The sequence below is a fragment of the Actinomycetes bacterium genome (genome assembly GCA_035489715.1).
GTDB lineage: Bacteria > Actinomycetota > Actinomycetes > JACCUZ01 > JACCUZ01 > DATHAP01.
In genome coordinates this window covers 26,249-41,213 of record DATHAP010000125.1, presented here as the reverse complement: position 1 = coordinate 41,213, position 14,965 = coordinate 26,249, and the positions used below count along the sequence as shown (strand labels likewise).

Genomic DNA, 14,965 nt, shown 5'->3' with positions numbered 1-14,965 from the left:
GAGTCCTGCGGCAAGTGCACGCCGTGCCGCGAGGGCACCTGGTGGCTGGTGCAGGTGCTGTCCAAGCTGGAGCAGGGAATCGGCGCGGAGTCCGACCTCGACCTGCTGCTCGACCAGTGCGACAACATCGCGGGCCGGTCGTTCTGCGCGCTCGCCGACGGTGCGGCCGCGCCGATCCAGAGCTCGATCAAGTTCTTCCGCGACGAGTACGTCGCGCACCTGACCAGCGGCGGCTGCCCGTTCGACCCGGCCGCCTCCACGCTCTTCGCCCGCGCTGGAGCTCTCGCATGACACAGGCCCCCGAGAAGACGGACCTCGTCAACCTCACCGTCGACGGCGTCGCGGTCTCGGTCCCGAAGGACACCCTGGTGATCCGAGCGGCCGAGCAGGTCGGCGTGCAGATCCCGCGCTTCTGCGACCACCCGCTGCTCGCGCCCGTCGGCGCCTGCCGGCAGTGCCTGGTCGACGTACCGGACGCCGGCAACGGCCGGCCGTTCCCCAAGCCGCAGGCCTCCTGCACGTTGCCGGTCGCCGAGGGCATGGTCGTCAACACCCAGGCCACGTCTCCCGTCGCCGACAAGGCGCAGCAGGGGATCATGGAGTTCCTGCTGATCAACCACCCGCTCGACTGCCCGGTCTGCGACAAGGGTGGCGAGTGCCCGCTGCAGAACCAGGCGATGACCAACGGCCGCGGCGAGTCCCGGTTCACCGAGATCAAGCGGACCTACCCGAAGCCGATCAACATCTCGTCCCAGGTGCTGCTGGACCGCGAGCGCTGCGTGCTGTGCGCCCGGTGCACCCGTTTCTCCGCGCAGGTGGCCGGCGACCCCTTCATCGAGATGCTCGAGCGTGGTGCGCTGCAGCAGGTCGGCATCTACGAGAAGGAGCCCTTCCAGTCCTACTTCTCCGGCAACACGGTCCAGATCTGCCCGGTCGGTGCACTGACCGGCGCGGCGTACCGCTTCCGCTCGCGGCCCTTCGACCTGGTGTCCTCGCCGGGCGTGTGCGAGCACTGCGCCTCCGGCTGCGCGATCCGCACCGACCACCGCCGCGGCAAGGTCCTGCGCCGACTGGCCGGCGACGACCCGCAGGTCAACGAGGAGTGGAACTGCGACAAGGGCCGCTGGGCGTTCCAGTACGCCACCGCGCAGGACCGCCTCACGTCCCCGCTCGTCCGCGACGAGGACGGCGTGCTGGTGCCGGCCTCGTGGGGCGAGGCGCTCGACGTCGCCGCACGTGGCCTCGGCGCCGCGCGCGGCGCGACCGGTGTCCTGGTCGGCGGACGGTCGACGCTCGAGGACGCCTACGCCTACGCCAAGCTGGCCCGCGCGGTGCTCGCCACCAACGACGTCGACTTCCGGGCCCGCCCGCACTCGGCCGAGGAGGAGTCCTTCCTCGGTGCGCACGTCGCGGGCTACGGCCTGGGCGTCACCTACGACGACCTCGAATCGGCCTCGACGGTTCTCCTCGTCGGGCTGGAGCCCGAGGAGGAGTCGCCGATCCTGTTCCTCCGCCTGCGCAAGGCGGTGCGCCGCGGCTCGCTGACGGTCCACGCCGTCTCGCCGCTGCTGACCCGCGGCCTGGAGAAACTGTCCGCGCGGCTGCTGCCGACCGCACCGGGCACCGAGGCCGAGGTCCTCGACGCCCTGCGCACCGGGGACTCGCGCGTCAAGGAGGCCGCCGACGCGCTGGCCGGCGACGACGTGGTGATCCTCGTCGGCGAGGGCCTCGCCTCCGTCCCTGGCGCGCTGTCCGCGGTGGTGCGGCTCGCGGAGGCCACCGGGGCCGGGCTCGAGTGGGTGCCGCGACGGGCCGGTGAGCGCGGCGCGGTCGAGGCCGGCGCGCTGCCCTCGCTGCTGCCCGGCGGTCGCCCGGTGGCGGACGCGCCGGCCCGGGTGGACGTCGCGACCGCCTGGGGCGTCGATCGGCTGCCCGAGGGCGACGGCCGCGACACCGACGCGATCCTGGCCGCCGTGCACACCGGCGAGGTCCGGGCGCTGCTGGTCGGCGGTGTCGACCCGCACGACCTGCCCGACCCCACCGCCGCGCTGGCCGCGCTGGACGCCGCACGGTTCGTGGTGAGCCTGGAGCTGCGCGAGTCGGCCGTCACCGAGCGCGCCGACGTCGTGCTGCCGGTCGCGGCGGCGGTCGAGAAGGCCGGCACGTTCGTCACCTGGGAGGGGCGCCAGCGCCCGTTCGAGGCGGTCCTGCGCGGCACCAACGCGATGCCCGACGTCCGGGTGCTCGACGCGCTCGCCGACGCCATGGGCGCCGACCTCGGCCTCCCGGACGTCGCCGCCGCGCGCGCCGAGATCCACGAGCTCGGCGGCTGGGACGGGGCGCACGCCGCGTTCCAGCCGGTCGACCCGGTGCCGCCGGCGCCGGCCAGCCTCAGCGCGGGCCGCGTCGTGCTCGCCACCTGGCCGACGCTGCTGGACAGCGGGCGCCTGCAGGACGGCGAGCCCTACCTGGCCGGCACCGCCCGCCGGGCGGTGGCGCGGCTGTCGGCGACGACCGCTGAGGCCGTCGGCGTCACGGACGGCGCGGCGCTCGCCGTGTCCACCGACCGGGGCGAGCTGACCGCGCCGGCCGAGGTGACCGAGATGCCCGACGGCGTCGTGTGGCTGCCGACCAACTCCGACGGCGTGCAGGTGCGGCTCGATCTCGGCGCCGCGCACGGGTCGCGGGTCAGGATCCGCGCCGCCGGAGGTGACCAGTGACCGGCACCGTGCTCGCCTCGCCCGAGATCCCCGGCTTCGGCGACGACCCGTGGTGGCTCGTCGTCGGCAAGGCCGTGGCGATCTTCGTGTTCCTCGTGGTGATGACGCTGTTCACCATCTGGTGGGAGCGCCGCGTCGTCGCCCGGATGCAGCACCGCATCGGCCCCAACCGGGTCGGCCCCGCCGGCCTCCTCCAGTCGCTCGCCGACGGCATCAAGCTGGCGCTGAAGGAGGACATCATCCCGAAGGCCGCCGACAAGGTGGTCTTCGTCCTCGCCCCGATCCTGTCGGCGGCACCGGCGTTCATGGCCTTCGCCGTCATCCCGTTCGGGCCCGAGGTCACCGTCTTCGGCGAGGAGACCCCGCTGCAGCTGACCGACCTGCCGGTCGCCGTGCTGTACATCCTGGCCGTGGCCTCGGTGGGGATCTACGGCATCGTGCTGGCGGGCTGGTCCAGCGGCTCGACCTACCCGCTGCTCGGTGGGCTGCGGTCGTCGGCCCAGATGATCTCCTACGAGGTCGCGATGGGCCTGTCGTTCGTCGGCGTCTTCCTCTACGCCGGCACCATGTCGACGTCGGAGATCGTGGCGGCGCAGGGCGACTACTGGTACGCCGTCCTGCTGTTCCCGTCGTTCGCGATCTACGTGATCTCGATGGTCGGCGAGACCAACCGGGCACCCTTCGACCTGCCGGAGGCCGAGGGCGAGCTGGTGGGGGGCTTCCACACCGAGTACTCCTCGCTGAAGTTCGCCCTGTTCTTCCTCGCCGAGTACGTCAACATGGTCACCGTCTCCGCGCTGGCCACGACCCTGTTCCTCGGCGGCTGGCGGGCACCCTGGCCGCTGTCGCTGTGGGAGGGCGCCAACGAGGGCTGGTGGCCGGTGCTGTGGTTCACCATCAAGGTCCTCCTCTTCCTGTTCGTATTCATCTGGCTGCGCGGCACGCTGCCGCGGCTGCGCTACGACCAGTTCATGCGGCTGGGCTGGAAGGTCCTCATCCCGGTGGCGCTCGGCTGGCTGCTCCTGGTGGCCACCGTGCGCGCCCTGAACACCGAGTACGACTTCGACATGCGCCAGGTGCTGATCTACGGCGGCATCGCGGCGGCGGTCGTCATCGGGCTGACCTTCGTCTGGGACCTGCTCGCCGCCCGCTCGGAGCCGGTGGACGACGAGCCGGACGAGTTCGACCCGATGGCCGGCGGCCACCCGGTGCCACCGATGCCCGGCCAGAAGGTGCCGGCCCTGACCGCCGCGCCCGCGACGACGTCCGGGGACAGTGCTGTCACTGGCGACGAGGAGGACGAGCGCTGATGCAGCTCCCCACCCAGCTCAAGGGGTTCGGGGTCACCTTCTCGACGATGTTCAAGAAGGTCGTCACCGAGCAGTACCCCGAGGAGAAGAAGCCGACCGAGCCGCGCTTCCACGGCCGGCACGTGCTCAACCGGCACCCCGACGGGCTCGAGAAGTGCATCGGCTGCGAGCTGTGCGCGTGGGCCTGCCCGGCCGACGCCATCTACGTCGAGGGCGCCGACAACACCGAGGGTGAGCGCTTCTCGCCGGGTGAGCGCTACGGCCGCGTCTACCAGATCAACTACCTGCGCTGCATCTTCTGCGGCCTGTGCATCGAGGCCTGCCCGACCCGGGCGCTGACGATGAGCAACGAGTACGAGCTCGCCGACAACAGCCGGGCCAAGCTCATCTACGAGAAGCAGGACCTGCTCGGGCCGCTGCTGCCCGGCATGGCGCCCGCTCCGCACCCGATGGTCGAGGGCTTCGACGAGCAGGACTACTACCGCGGCAAGGTGTCGCGCGCGACGCCGGAGCAGGAGCGGTACGTCGCCGAGCGCCCCACCGAGCCGGCCGGGGAGGGCTGATGACGTCCGGCACCCTGCTGGCCGCTGCCGCCGGCACCAGCACCGGGACCGGCGAGGCGGTCGTCTTCTGGGTCCTCGCCCCGGTCGCGGTGCTGACGTCGCTGGGCATCCTCTTCAGCCGCAAGGCGGTCCACTCGGCCCTGCTGCTGGCGGCCACGATGCTCTGCCTCGCCATGCTCTACCTGGCGCAGGACGCGCCGTTCCTCGGCGTCGTGCAGGTGGTCGTCTACACCGGCGCGGTCATGATGCTCTTCCTCTTCGTGCTCATGCTGGTCGGCGTCGACTCCGGCGACAGCCTGGTCGAGACGCTGCGCGGCCAACGGGTCGCCGCCGTCATCGCCGGCCTCGGCTTCGGGGTGCTGCTGATCCTCGCCATCGGCAATGCGACGGTGACCAACATCGGCCTCGAGGAGGCCAACGCCGACGGCAACGTCGTCGGCCTGGCCAACCTGATCTTCTCCCGCTACGTCTTCGCCTTCGAGGTGACCAGCGCCCTGCTCATCACCGCTGCCCTGGGCGCGATGATCCTGGCCCACCGCGAGCGGCACGAGCAACGGCCCTCCCAGCGTGAGCTCTCCGTCGAGCGCTTCCGCGGCGACTCCTACCCGGCGCCGCTGCCTCCGCCCGGCGTCTTCGCCCGGCACAACGCCGTGGACACCCCGGCTCTGCTGCCGGACGGCACGCCGGCCGAGACCTCGGTGTCCCCGGTGCTGGTCGCGCGCGGCGACGTCCGCCCGGCCCCCGGCGAGCTCGGCTCGGCGACCGACCTGGCGCGGCGGGAGGACGACGAATCATGAACCCGATGAACTACGTCTTCCTGTCGGCGCTGCTGTTCTCGATCGGCGCGTCCGGCGTGCTCCTGCGCCGCAACGCGATCGTCGTGTTCATGTGCGTCGAGCTGATGCTCAACGCGACCAACCTGGCCTTCGTGACCTTCGCCCGCATGCAGGGCAACCTGGACGGCCAGGTGATCGCGTTCTTCGTCATGGTCGTCGCGGCCGCCGAGGTCGTCGTCGGCCTGGCGATCATCGTCACGATCTTCCGCACCCGTCGCTCGGCCTCGGTCGACGGCGCCAACCTGCTCAAGTACTAGGGGTGCGACGATGATCGCGACGACCTCGACCGTCCTCGCCGCGGCCGAGACCGGGTCGGTGGCCGATGCCACCGGGGTCCTGTCCCTGACCTGGCTGCTGATCGCGCTGCCGCTGGCCGGAGCAGCGATCCTGCTGCTCGGCGGGCGCCGCACCGACGCCTTCGGCCACCTGCTGGGAACGGCCACCGTGGTCCTCGCCTTCGCGATCGGTCTGCTGCAGCTCATCGCCCTCCTCGGCCGGGACTCCGACGACCGGGCGGTCGGGCAGGAGCTCTACACCTGGATCTCCGTCGGCGGCTTCGACGTCGACGTGGGCTTCCAGCTCGACCAGCTGTCGATGTGCTTCGTGCTGCTGATCACGTTCGTCGGCGCACTGATCCACATCTACTCGATCGGCTACATGGAGCACGACCCCGACCGCCGGCGCTTCTTCGGCTACCTGAACCTGTTCGTCGCCGCCATGCTGCTCCTGGTGCTGGCCGACAGCTACCTGGTGCTCTACGTCGGGTGGGAGGGCGTCGGCCTGGCGTCGTACCTGCTGATCGGGTTCTGGAACCAGAACTCGGCGTACGCCGCGGCGGCCAAGAAGGCCTTCGTGGCCAACCGGGTCGGCGACTTCGGGCTGTCCGTCGCGATCATGATCATGTTCGCCCAGTTCGGCGGCGTGAGCTTCGACCAGGTGTTCGGCCGGGCCGACGGGGCCAGCGAGGGCGTGCTCACGGCGATCGGGCTGATGCTGCTGCTCGCCGCCTGCGGCAAGTCGGCTCAGTTCCCGCTCCAGTCCTGGCTCGGTGACGCCATGGCCGGCCCGACGCCGGTCTCGGCGCTGATCCACGCGGCAACCATGGTCACCGCCGGCGTCTACCTGATCGTCCGCAGCCACGCGATCTTCGACGCGGCACCGGACGCCCAGCTCGTCGTCGTCATCGTCGGAGCGGTCACGCTGGTGTTCGGGGCGATCATCGGCTGCGCCAAGGACGACATCAAGAAGGCGCTCGCCGCCTCCACGATGAGCCAGATCGGCTACATGATGCTGGCCGCCGGCCTCGGCCCGGTCGGCTACGCCTTCGCGATCTTCCACCTGCTCACCCACGGCTTCTTCAAGGCCGGTATGTTCCTCGGCGCCGGCTCGGTCATGCACGGCACGCACGACCAGATCGACATGCGCCGCTTCGGTGCCATCTCGACGGTCATGAAGATCACCTGGGTGACGTTCGCGGTGGGCTGGCTGGCCATCATCGGCTTCCCCGGGCTGTCCGGCTTCTGGAGCAAGGACGCGATCATCGAGGCGGCCTTCGTCGGCGACGGCTGGCGGCCATGGGTGTTCGGCCTCACCGCGCTCATCGGTGCCGGCATCACGGCGTTCTACATGACGCGGCTGTTCGCCATGACCTTCCACGGCAGGCGGCGCTGGACCGACGACGTGCACCCGCACGAGTCACCGCTGATCATGACCATCCCGCTGATGATCCTCGCGGTCGGCTCGGCCTTCCTCGGTCTGCTGCTCGGACCGACCGGCGCGATCACGTCGTGGCTGGAGCCGGTGGTCGGCGAGCACGCGGAGGAGGACCCGGTGGTCGCGGTCCCGGTCCTGACCTCGGTGACCGTGCTGCTGGTGCTCGCCGGCGCCGCCTTCGCCTGGATGACGTACGCCCGTCAGGCGGTCCCGGCGGTCGCCCCGCGCGGCTCCGTTCTGACCCGCGCCGCCCGGCAGGACCTCTACCAGGACACCGTCAACGAGTCGCTGCTGATGCGGCCGGGGCAGTACCTGACCCGGCTGCTGGTCTACGTCGACAACCGGGGCATCGACGGGGCCGTCAACGGCCTCGCCGCCCTGATCGGCGGGACGTCGGGGCGGGTCCGGCGGCTGCAGACCGGGTTCGTCCGCTCGTACGCACTGTCGATGTTCGCGGGAGCCGCCGTGCTGGTCGGCGCCATGCTGCTGGTGAGGCTCTGACGTGACTGACTTCCCCTGGCTCACCGTCCTCGCTCTCATCCCGCTGCTGGGTGCCCTGCTCGTGGCCGCTCTGCCCGAGCGGCTCGAGCAGGTCGCCAAGCAGGTGGCCCTCGGCTTCTCGCTGATCACCCTCGCGGTCCTCATCGCGATGGCGCTGCAGTTCGAGTCCGGCACCCAGGGCTTCCAGTTCGAGGAGGTCCACGAGTGGATCCCGCAGTTCGGCGTGAGCTACGCGCTCGGCGTCGACGGGATCGCGCTCGTCCTCATCGGGCTGGCGACCGTGCTGACCCCGGTCTGCATCCTCGCCTCGTGGCACGACGTCGACGCAACCCGGCGCAGCGTCAAGGGCTACTTCGCGCTGCTGCTGCTCCTCGAGACCTTCATGGTCGGCGTCTTCGCCGCGACGGACGTCTTCCTCTTCTACGTGCTGTTCGAGGCCATGCTCGTCCCGATGTACTTCATCATCGGGTCCTACGGCGGCCCGCAGCGGTCGTACGCCGCGGTGAAGTTCCTGCTCTACAGCCTCTTCGGCGGTCTGCTGATGCTGGCCGCGGTCATCGGCCTCTACGTGGTCTCCGACGGCGGCCCGCAGGCCTTCCTGTTCGAGAACATGCTCGACACCGACATGGGCACGAGCACCGAGCGGCTGCTCTTCGTCGGCTTCTTCATCGCCTTCGCGATCAAGGCGCCGCTGTGGCCCGTCCACACCTGGCTGCCCGACGCGGCGGCCGAGTCGCCCCCGGGCGGTGCCGTCCTGCTGGTCGGCGTGCTCGACAAGGTCGGCACCTTCGGCATGATCCGGTTCTGCCTGCCGCTGTTCCCCGACGCGTCGCAGTGGGCGGCGCCGGTCGTCATCACGCTGGCCGTCATCGGCATCCTGTACGGCGCGCTGCTCGCCATCGGCCAGACCGACATGAAGCGGCTGATCGCCTACACGTCGATCTCGCACTTCGGCTTCATCGTGCTGGGCATCTTCGCGATGACGACCCAAGGACAGTCCGGCGCGACGCTCTACATGGTCAACCACGGCTTCTCGACGGCGGCGCTGTTCCTGATCGCCGGGTTCCTGATCAGCCGTCGCGGGTCCCGCCTGATCGCCGACTACGGCGGCGTGCAGCGGGTGGCGCCGATGCTCGCCGGGACGTTCCTGGTGGCCGGCCTCTCCTCGCTCGCGCTGCCCGGCCTCTCGACCTTCGTCAGCGAGTTCCTGGTCCTCGTCGGCACGTTCACCCGCTACGAGGCCGCGGCGATCATCGCGACCGGCGGCATCATCCTGGCCTCGCTCTACATCCTGCTGATGTACCAGCGGACCATGACCGGTCAGCCCAACGAGCACACCTCCAAGCTGGCCGACCTGGACGTACGGGAGGCGTGGGTGGTCGCCCCGCTGATCGCCGTCATCATCGCCCTCGGCTTCTTCCCGCAGCCCTTGCTGGACGTCATCAGCCCGGCCGTCGACCGCACCATGCAGCAGGTCGGCGTCGAGGACCCCGCGCCCGAGGTGCCTGCCGCGGAAAGGAGTGTGCCGTGACCGGGTCGACCGTCCTCGCCGCGACGTTCGAGTCGCCGTCCGTCGAGTACCGGCTGCTGATGCCGATGCTCATCGTCTTCGCCGTGGCCCTGGTCGGCGTGCTGCTCGAGGCCTTCATGGGCCGCACCTGGCGGCACGAGACCCAGCTCGGACTGGCGCTCGTGGGGCTGGCGGCGGCCTTCGTCTCCGTCGTGTCGCTGGCGGGGGAGCAGCAGGTGGCCGCCATGGGGGCGGTGGCCATCGACGGCCCGACGCTGTTCCTCCAGGGCACGATCCTGCTGCTGGCGATTCCCGGCGTCCTGACCGCAGCGGAGCGGCAGACCGACGAGGGGGGCGTCTTCGCCCCGACCGGCTCGTCCATGCCCGGCTCGCGCGCCGAGCGGACGCTCACCGAGACGGGCGTCACCCAGACCGAGATCTTCCCGCTGCTGATGTTCGCGGTGGGCGGGATGCTGCTGTTCCCGGCCTCCAACGACCTGCTGACGATGTTCGTCGCGCTCGAGGTGCTGTCGCTGCCGCTCTACCTCCTGTGCGGGCTGGCCCGCCGGCGGCGTCTGCTCAGCCAGGAGGCGTCGCTCAAGTACTTCCTGCTCGGGGCCTTCTCCTCGGCGTTCTTCCTGTACGGCGTCGCCCTGCTCTACGGGTACGCGGGGACGGTGTCCCTGTCCGGCATCGCTGACGCGGTCAGCGCCGAGACGGGCAGCGACGCGCTGCTGCTCACCGGCACCGCCCTGGTGGCGGTCGGCCTCCTCTTCAAGGTCGGCGCGGTGCCCTTCCACTCGTGGACGCCCGACGTCTACCAGGGCGCCCCGACCCCGATCACCGGCTTCATGGCGGCGTGCACGAAGGTCGCCGCGTTCGGCGCCCTCCTCCGCGTCTTCTACGTCGCCGTCGGCGGGCTGGCCTGGGAGTGGAAGCCGGTCATGTGGGGCGTGGCGATCCTGACCATGGTGGTCGGCTCGGTCGTCGCGATCACCCAGACCGACGTCAAGCGGATGCTCGCCTACTCCTCGATCGCCCACGCCGGCTTCATCCTCACCGGCCTGGTGGCGACCGACGCGGTCGACTCCGAGGGCAACCTGGCCGGCATCTCCAGCGTCCTCTTCTACCTCGTCGCCTACGGCTTCGCGACGATCGGCGCGTTCGCGGTCGTGACCCTGGTCCGCGACTCGGCCGGCGAGGCGACCCACCTCTCCCAGTGGGCCGGCCTGGCCCGGCGCTCACCGGTCACCGCCCTGGTCTTCACGTTCTTCCTCGCCGCGTTCGCCGGCATCCCGCTCACCGGCGGCTTCACCGGGAAGTTCGCCGTCTTCAGCGCGGCATGGGACTCCGGCGCCGAGCCGCTCGTCATCGTCGGTGTGCTGATGAGTGCTGTCGCGGCCTTCTTCTACTTCCGGGTCATCGTGCTCATGTACTTCAGCGCCCCTGCACCCGAGGGGCCCTCCGTCGTCGTTCCCAGCGCCCTGACCACCGTGACCATCGCCCTCGGCGTGGCGGTCACGCTGCTCCTCGGCGTCTACCCGACCCAGGTGCTGGAGCTGGCCGGCCAGGCCGCGCAGTTCGTCCGCTGATGACACAGCCCTCCGGTCCCTTCGGCGCAGCGTCGGGCGACGCCGCGCTGGAGGCGTCGGTCCGCTCGGGGCTCGCCTCGGTCGAGGCGTTGCTGCACGAGACGGTCAAGAGCGACCTGGACTTCGTCACCCGGGCCTCGCGACACCTCGTCGACGCCGGCGGCAAGCGCTTCCGGCCGCTGCTCGTGCTGCTGGCCGCCCATTTCGGCGACCCGGAGGCACCGGGGGTCGTGCCGTCCGCGGTCGTCGTCGAGCTCACCCACCTGGCGACGCTCTACCACGACGACGTCATGGACGAGGCCGACGTGCGCCGCGGCGCGGTCTCGGCCAACGCCCGCTGGGACAACACGGTCGCGATCCTCACCGGCGACTTCCTCTTCGCCCGGGCGTCGGACCTCCTCGCCGACCTGGGTCCCGAGGCGGTGCGGCTCCAGGCGCGCACGTTCGAGCGACTGGTCACCGGCCAGATCCGCGAGACGGTCGGCCCGGTCGACGACGAGGACCCGGTCGACCACTACCTCTCGGTGCTCGCCGACAAGACCGGGTCGCTGATCGCGACGTCCGGCCGGTTCGGGGCGATGCTCTCCGGCGCCGACGAGACGGCGGTGGACGTGCTCACCAACTTCGGCGAGCGCATCGGCGTGGCCTTCCAGCTCTCCGACGACCTGCTCGACGTCACCTCCGAGACCGCCGTGTCGGGCAAAACTCCCGGCACCGACCTGCGCGAGGGCATCCCGACCCTGCCCGTGCTGCTGGCCCGCAGAGCGGCCCGTCCGGAGGACGAGCGGTTGCTGGCTCTGCTCGAGGGGGACCTGGCCGCCGACGCCGACCTCGCCGAGGCCCTGGGGCTGCTGCGGGCCAATCCGGCGGTCCCGCAGGCCCAGGACGAGGTCCGGCGCTGGGCCGCGGAGGCCCGGGCCGTGCTCGCCCCGCTGCCCGAGGGCGCCACGAGGGACGCGCTGGCCGCGCTCTGCGACCAGGTCGTCGGCCGCGCGGTCTGAAGTTCGGCCCGGTCCCGGCCGCAGGCTGCTGTGCCGCCCACGTCTGGACGGCGAGCCCCGGGGTAGGCGTCCGGCATGACGAACCAGCCTGACGACGCGACGACCGCCGACGACGCCGCAGAGGCGGTGATCGAGGATGCGACGGAGGACCTCGTGACACCGCCGCGCCTGCCGGACGAGGACGGTCCGGACGCGCCGACCGTGGACTCGGGTGGTGGTCCCCAGGGCGGCGCCGCGGACGACCGCTCGTGACCCGCTCCTCGACCCGGTCGCCGACCGTACCCCTTGTCTCTGCCGTCAAGCTCTCCCTGACTGACTGAACACTCAGTAGGATCGGGGAGCTGCGGGATCCCGACAACAGGCGGGCAAGGTCGGCGATGATCAAGACCACTCCGTTCCACGAACGGCTCGACCAGCTCAACACCACGAAGCGGTGGGGCCACTGGTCCGGCTACCTGTCGGCCCTGAAGTACCAGATGTCGCCCAAGCAGGAGTACTTCGCGATCCGCAACAGCGCGGGCTTCTTCGACACCTCGCCGCTGTACAAGTTCCGGATCACCGGCCGTGACTCCGAGCGGCTGCTGGCGGGGGTGATGACCCGCGACATCCGGACCTGCCGGCCCGGCCGCGCGCAGTACACGGTCTGGTGCGACGACCGGGGGTTCGTTCTCGAGGACGGCGTGCTCTTCCGGCACTCGGCGACCGACTTCCTGCTCACGGCGGCGGAGCCGAACCTCGGCTACCTCAGCGACCTCGTCGGGCGCCTGGACGTGACGATCGAGGACGTCACCGACCACTACGGCATGCTTGCCGTGCAGGGCCCGAGGTCCCGCGAGATCCTCGCGAAGGTCGCGCCGGGGATCGAGGGGCTCCGGTACTTCGAGCACACCGACACCAAGATCGGCAGCGCGGCGGTGACGGTCTCGCGCACCGGCTACACCGGTGACCTGGGCTACGAGGTCCGGGTGCCGCGGGACGACGCGATCGGTGTGCTCGACGCCGTGATCGAGGCAGGCCAGGGCCATGGTCTCCGGCCCTTCGGCGAGGAGGCGCTGCTGATGAGCCGCATCGAGGCGGGCCTGGTCCTCATCAACGTCGAGTTCTCGTCGAGCCGGCTCGCCTACACCGACCACGACCGCATCACGCCCAAGGAGCTCGGCTTCGGCTGGATGCTCAAGAGCATCGACGACGACACCCGCCCGTTCATCGGGCGGCAGGCGCTGCGCCGCGAGCTGGCCGAGAAGACCTCGCGCTGGGCCACCGTGGGCCTGGTGCTCGACTGGTTGGACTACGACCGGGTCTACAACCGGGCCGGTCTCGTCCCCCCGAAGGACGAGACCCCTCTGGACTACGAGTCGATGCTGTACGACGACGTCGGCGAACGGGTCGGCTACGCCACCAGCCTGATGTACTCACCCGTGCTCCAGCAGCACATCGCGATGGCCCGGGTCCGGCCCGACCTCGCCTCCGCAGGCACCCGGGTGAACCTCGAGCTGACCATCAACCACCACTACGAGACGGTCGCGGCCGCTGTCACCAAGCTGCCGTTCTTCAACCCGCCCAGGAAGACGGCCTGACATGGCACCCGCGACCAGGGCGTACGACGCCATCATCGTCGGCGGCGGGCACAACGGCCTCGTCAACGGCGCCTACCTCGCGAAGGCCGGCCTGCAGGTGCTCATCGTCGAGCGCCGGCACCTCGTCGGCGGGGCGGCCATCACCGAGGAGCTGCGCCCGGGGTTCCAGTTCACCTCGTTCTCGTACGCGCTGAGCCTGCTCCGGCCGGACATCGTCCAGGAGCTCGAGCTCGTCAAGCACGGCTTCATGCCGATCCTCATGCCGTCGTCGTTCGCCCCCATGGAGAACGGCGACTACCTCCTGCTCGGGCAGGACCGCGACGAGAACATCAAGGAGATCACCCGCCACTCGTCGCACGACGCCGACGCGATGGACCGGTACGAGTACGACGTCGAGCGTGTCTGCCAGGTGGTCAAGCCGCTGCTCGACAAGGTGCCGCCCAACGTCTTCGGCAAGTCGCCGCAGGACCTGGCTGAGACCGCGGACCTGCTGAAGCACCTCGGCGGCGTCGACCAGAAGGTGCTCCACGACCTGGTGCGGCTGATCACGGGCAGTGCCGCCGACTTCCTCGACGACTACTTCGAGAGCGACATCCTCAAGGGCTACATCGCGTCCTCCGGCATCATCGGGACCAAGGTCGGGCCGATGTCGCAGGGATCCGGCCTGGTGCTGCTGTACCACTCGCTCGGCGAGCACGACGGGCACTTCGGCGCCTGGTCGTTCCACAAGGGCGGCAACGGCGGCTTCACTCAGGTGCTCGCGCGCGCAGCTCAGGCGTACGGCGCCGAGATCATGCTGAACGCCCCCGTGGCGTCGGTCATCACCAGGAACGGCGCAGCCGTGGGCGTCGCCCTCGAGGACGGCACGGAGCTCACGGCGCCGACGGTCGTCAGCGCCCTGGACCCGCGACGCACCTTCACCCAGCTGGTCGAGCCGCGCGAGCTGCCCAGCGAGCTGGTCGAGAACATCGACCGCCTGCGGTTCCAGGGCACCTCCGCGAAGGTAAACTTCGCGCTGGACGGAGCTCCGCGCTACCCCGCGCTCGGCGACAGCACCGACCAGTACTACGGGTTCGTCAACATCGGCCCGACCATGGAGTACCTCGAGCGGGCCTTCGACGACGCGAAGTACGGGTGGTACAGCAAGCGGCCCTACATCGACTGTGCCATCCAGTCGTTCGTCGACCCGGACATGGCGCCTCCCGGCAAGCACGTCATGTCGTGCTTCGTGCAGTACGCGCCCTACCACCTCAAGGGCAGCGACTGGGACACCGAGCGGGACCGCTTCGCCGACACCGTGCAGGCGACGCTCGAGTCGTTCTTCCCAGGCTTCGGCGACCTCGTGCTGCAGCGCGAGGTGCAGACGCCGCTCGACATCGAGCGCACCGTGGGTCTGACCGAGGGAAACATCTTCGCCGGCGAGTTCTTCGCGCCGCAGATGTACTTCTTCCGGCCGGCTCCGGGATGGAGCCAGTACCGCACGCCGATCGACGGCTACTACCAGTGCGGCTCCGGCACCCACCCCGGCGGCTGCGTCATGGGTGCTCCCGGCAAGCTGGCCAGCCAGCAGATCCTCCGGGACCTCAGGACCCGCGTCGGCGAGGCCGACTGACCGGGCAGCACCTCGGCACCGAGGCGCTCG

At 70.6% G+C, this 14,965-nt stretch carries 13 protein-coding genes; all 13 read left to right on the top strand.

The window, feature by feature from the left end:
• On the top strand, positions 1–291 hold a 291-nt coding region (locus VK640_09950; protein HTE73505.1), incomplete at its 5' end, for an NADH-ubiquinone oxidoreductase-F iron-sulfur binding region domain-containing protein.
• Positions 288–2,720 carry an NADH-quinone oxidoreductase subunit G gene (locus tag VK640_09945; protein ID HTE73504.1) on the top strand — a complete coding sequence of 811 codons (2,433 nt, stop codon included), beginning with the start codon at positions 288–290 and terminating at the stop codon, positions 2,718–2,720. The genes VK640_09950 and VK640_09945, both read left to right, overlap by 4 nt.
• Entirely contained in the window at positions 2,717–4,030 is a 1,314-nt protein-coding gene (nuoH, locus tag VK640_09940; protein ID HTE73503.1) for an NADH-quinone oxidoreductase subunit NuoH, read from the top strand. The genes VK640_09945 and nuoH overlap by 4 nt, the downstream gene beginning before the upstream one ends.
• Positions 4,030–4,593: an NADH-quinone oxidoreductase subunit NuoI gene (nuoI, locus tag VK640_09935; GenBank protein HTE73502.1), complete on the top strand. Its 564-nt coding sequence runs from the start codon at positions 4,030–4,032 to the stop codon at positions 4,591–4,593. Before nuoH ends, nuoI begins: the two co-directional genes overlap by 1 nt.
• On the top strand, positions 4,593–5,390 hold the full coding sequence (locus VK640_09930) for an NADH-quinone oxidoreductase subunit J (GenBank protein HTE73501.1): 798 nt from the start codon (positions 4,593–4,595) through the stop codon (positions 5,388–5,390). Before nuoI ends, VK640_09930 begins: the two co-directional genes overlap by 1 nt.
• Positions 5,387–5,686: an NADH-quinone oxidoreductase subunit NuoK gene (gene nuoK, locus VK640_09925; protein ID HTE73500.1), complete on the top strand. Its 300-nt coding sequence runs from the start codon at positions 5,387–5,389 to the stop codon at positions 5,684–5,686. Before VK640_09930 ends, nuoK begins: the two co-directional genes overlap by 4 nt.
• Positions 5,687–5,696: 10 nt before the next feature.
• Positions 5,697–7,643, top strand: coding sequence for an NADH-quinone oxidoreductase subunit L (nuoL, locus tag VK640_09920; GenBank protein ID HTE73499.1), 1,947 nt, complete (start codon positions 5,697–5,699; stop codon positions 7,641–7,643).
• A gap of 1 nt (position 7,644) precedes the next feature.
• A complete protein-coding gene (locus VK640_09915) occupies positions 7,645–9,174 on the top strand; it encodes an NADH-quinone oxidoreductase subunit M (protein ID HTE73498.1) in 1,530 nt (509 codons plus the stop codon).
• Positions 9,171–10,745, top strand: a complete 1,575-nt coding sequence (gene nuoN, locus VK640_09910) for an NADH-quinone oxidoreductase subunit NuoN (GenBank protein ID HTE73497.1) — start codon at positions 9,171–9,173, stop codon at positions 10,743–10,745. The genes VK640_09915 and nuoN overlap by 4 nt, the downstream gene beginning before the upstream one ends.
• A complete protein-coding gene (locus VK640_09905) occupies positions 10,745–11,746 on the top strand; it encodes a polyprenyl synthetase family protein (GenBank protein HTE73496.1) in 1,002 nt (333 codons plus the stop codon). Before nuoN ends, VK640_09905 begins: the two co-directional genes overlap by 1 nt.
• Before the next feature lie 75 nt (positions 11,747–11,821).
• On the top strand, positions 11,822–11,998 hold the full coding sequence (locus tag VK640_09900; protein HTE73495.1) for a hypothetical protein: 177 nt from the start codon (positions 11,822–11,824) through the stop codon (positions 11,996–11,998).
• A 125-nt stretch (positions 11,999–12,123) separates the two neighbouring features.
• Positions 12,124–13,323 carry an aminomethyltransferase family protein gene (locus tag VK640_09895; GenBank protein HTE73494.1) on the top strand — a complete coding sequence of 400 codons (1,200 nt, stop codon included), beginning with the start codon at positions 12,124–12,126 and terminating at the stop codon, positions 13,321–13,323.
• A 1-nt stretch (position 13,324) separates the two neighbouring features.
• Positions 13,325–14,935: an NAD(P)/FAD-dependent oxidoreductase gene (locus tag VK640_09890; GenBank protein HTE73493.1), complete on the top strand. Its 1,611-nt coding sequence runs from the start codon at positions 13,325–13,327 to the stop codon at positions 14,933–14,935.
• The last annotated feature ends 30 nt before the right edge of the window (positions 14,936–14,965 follow it).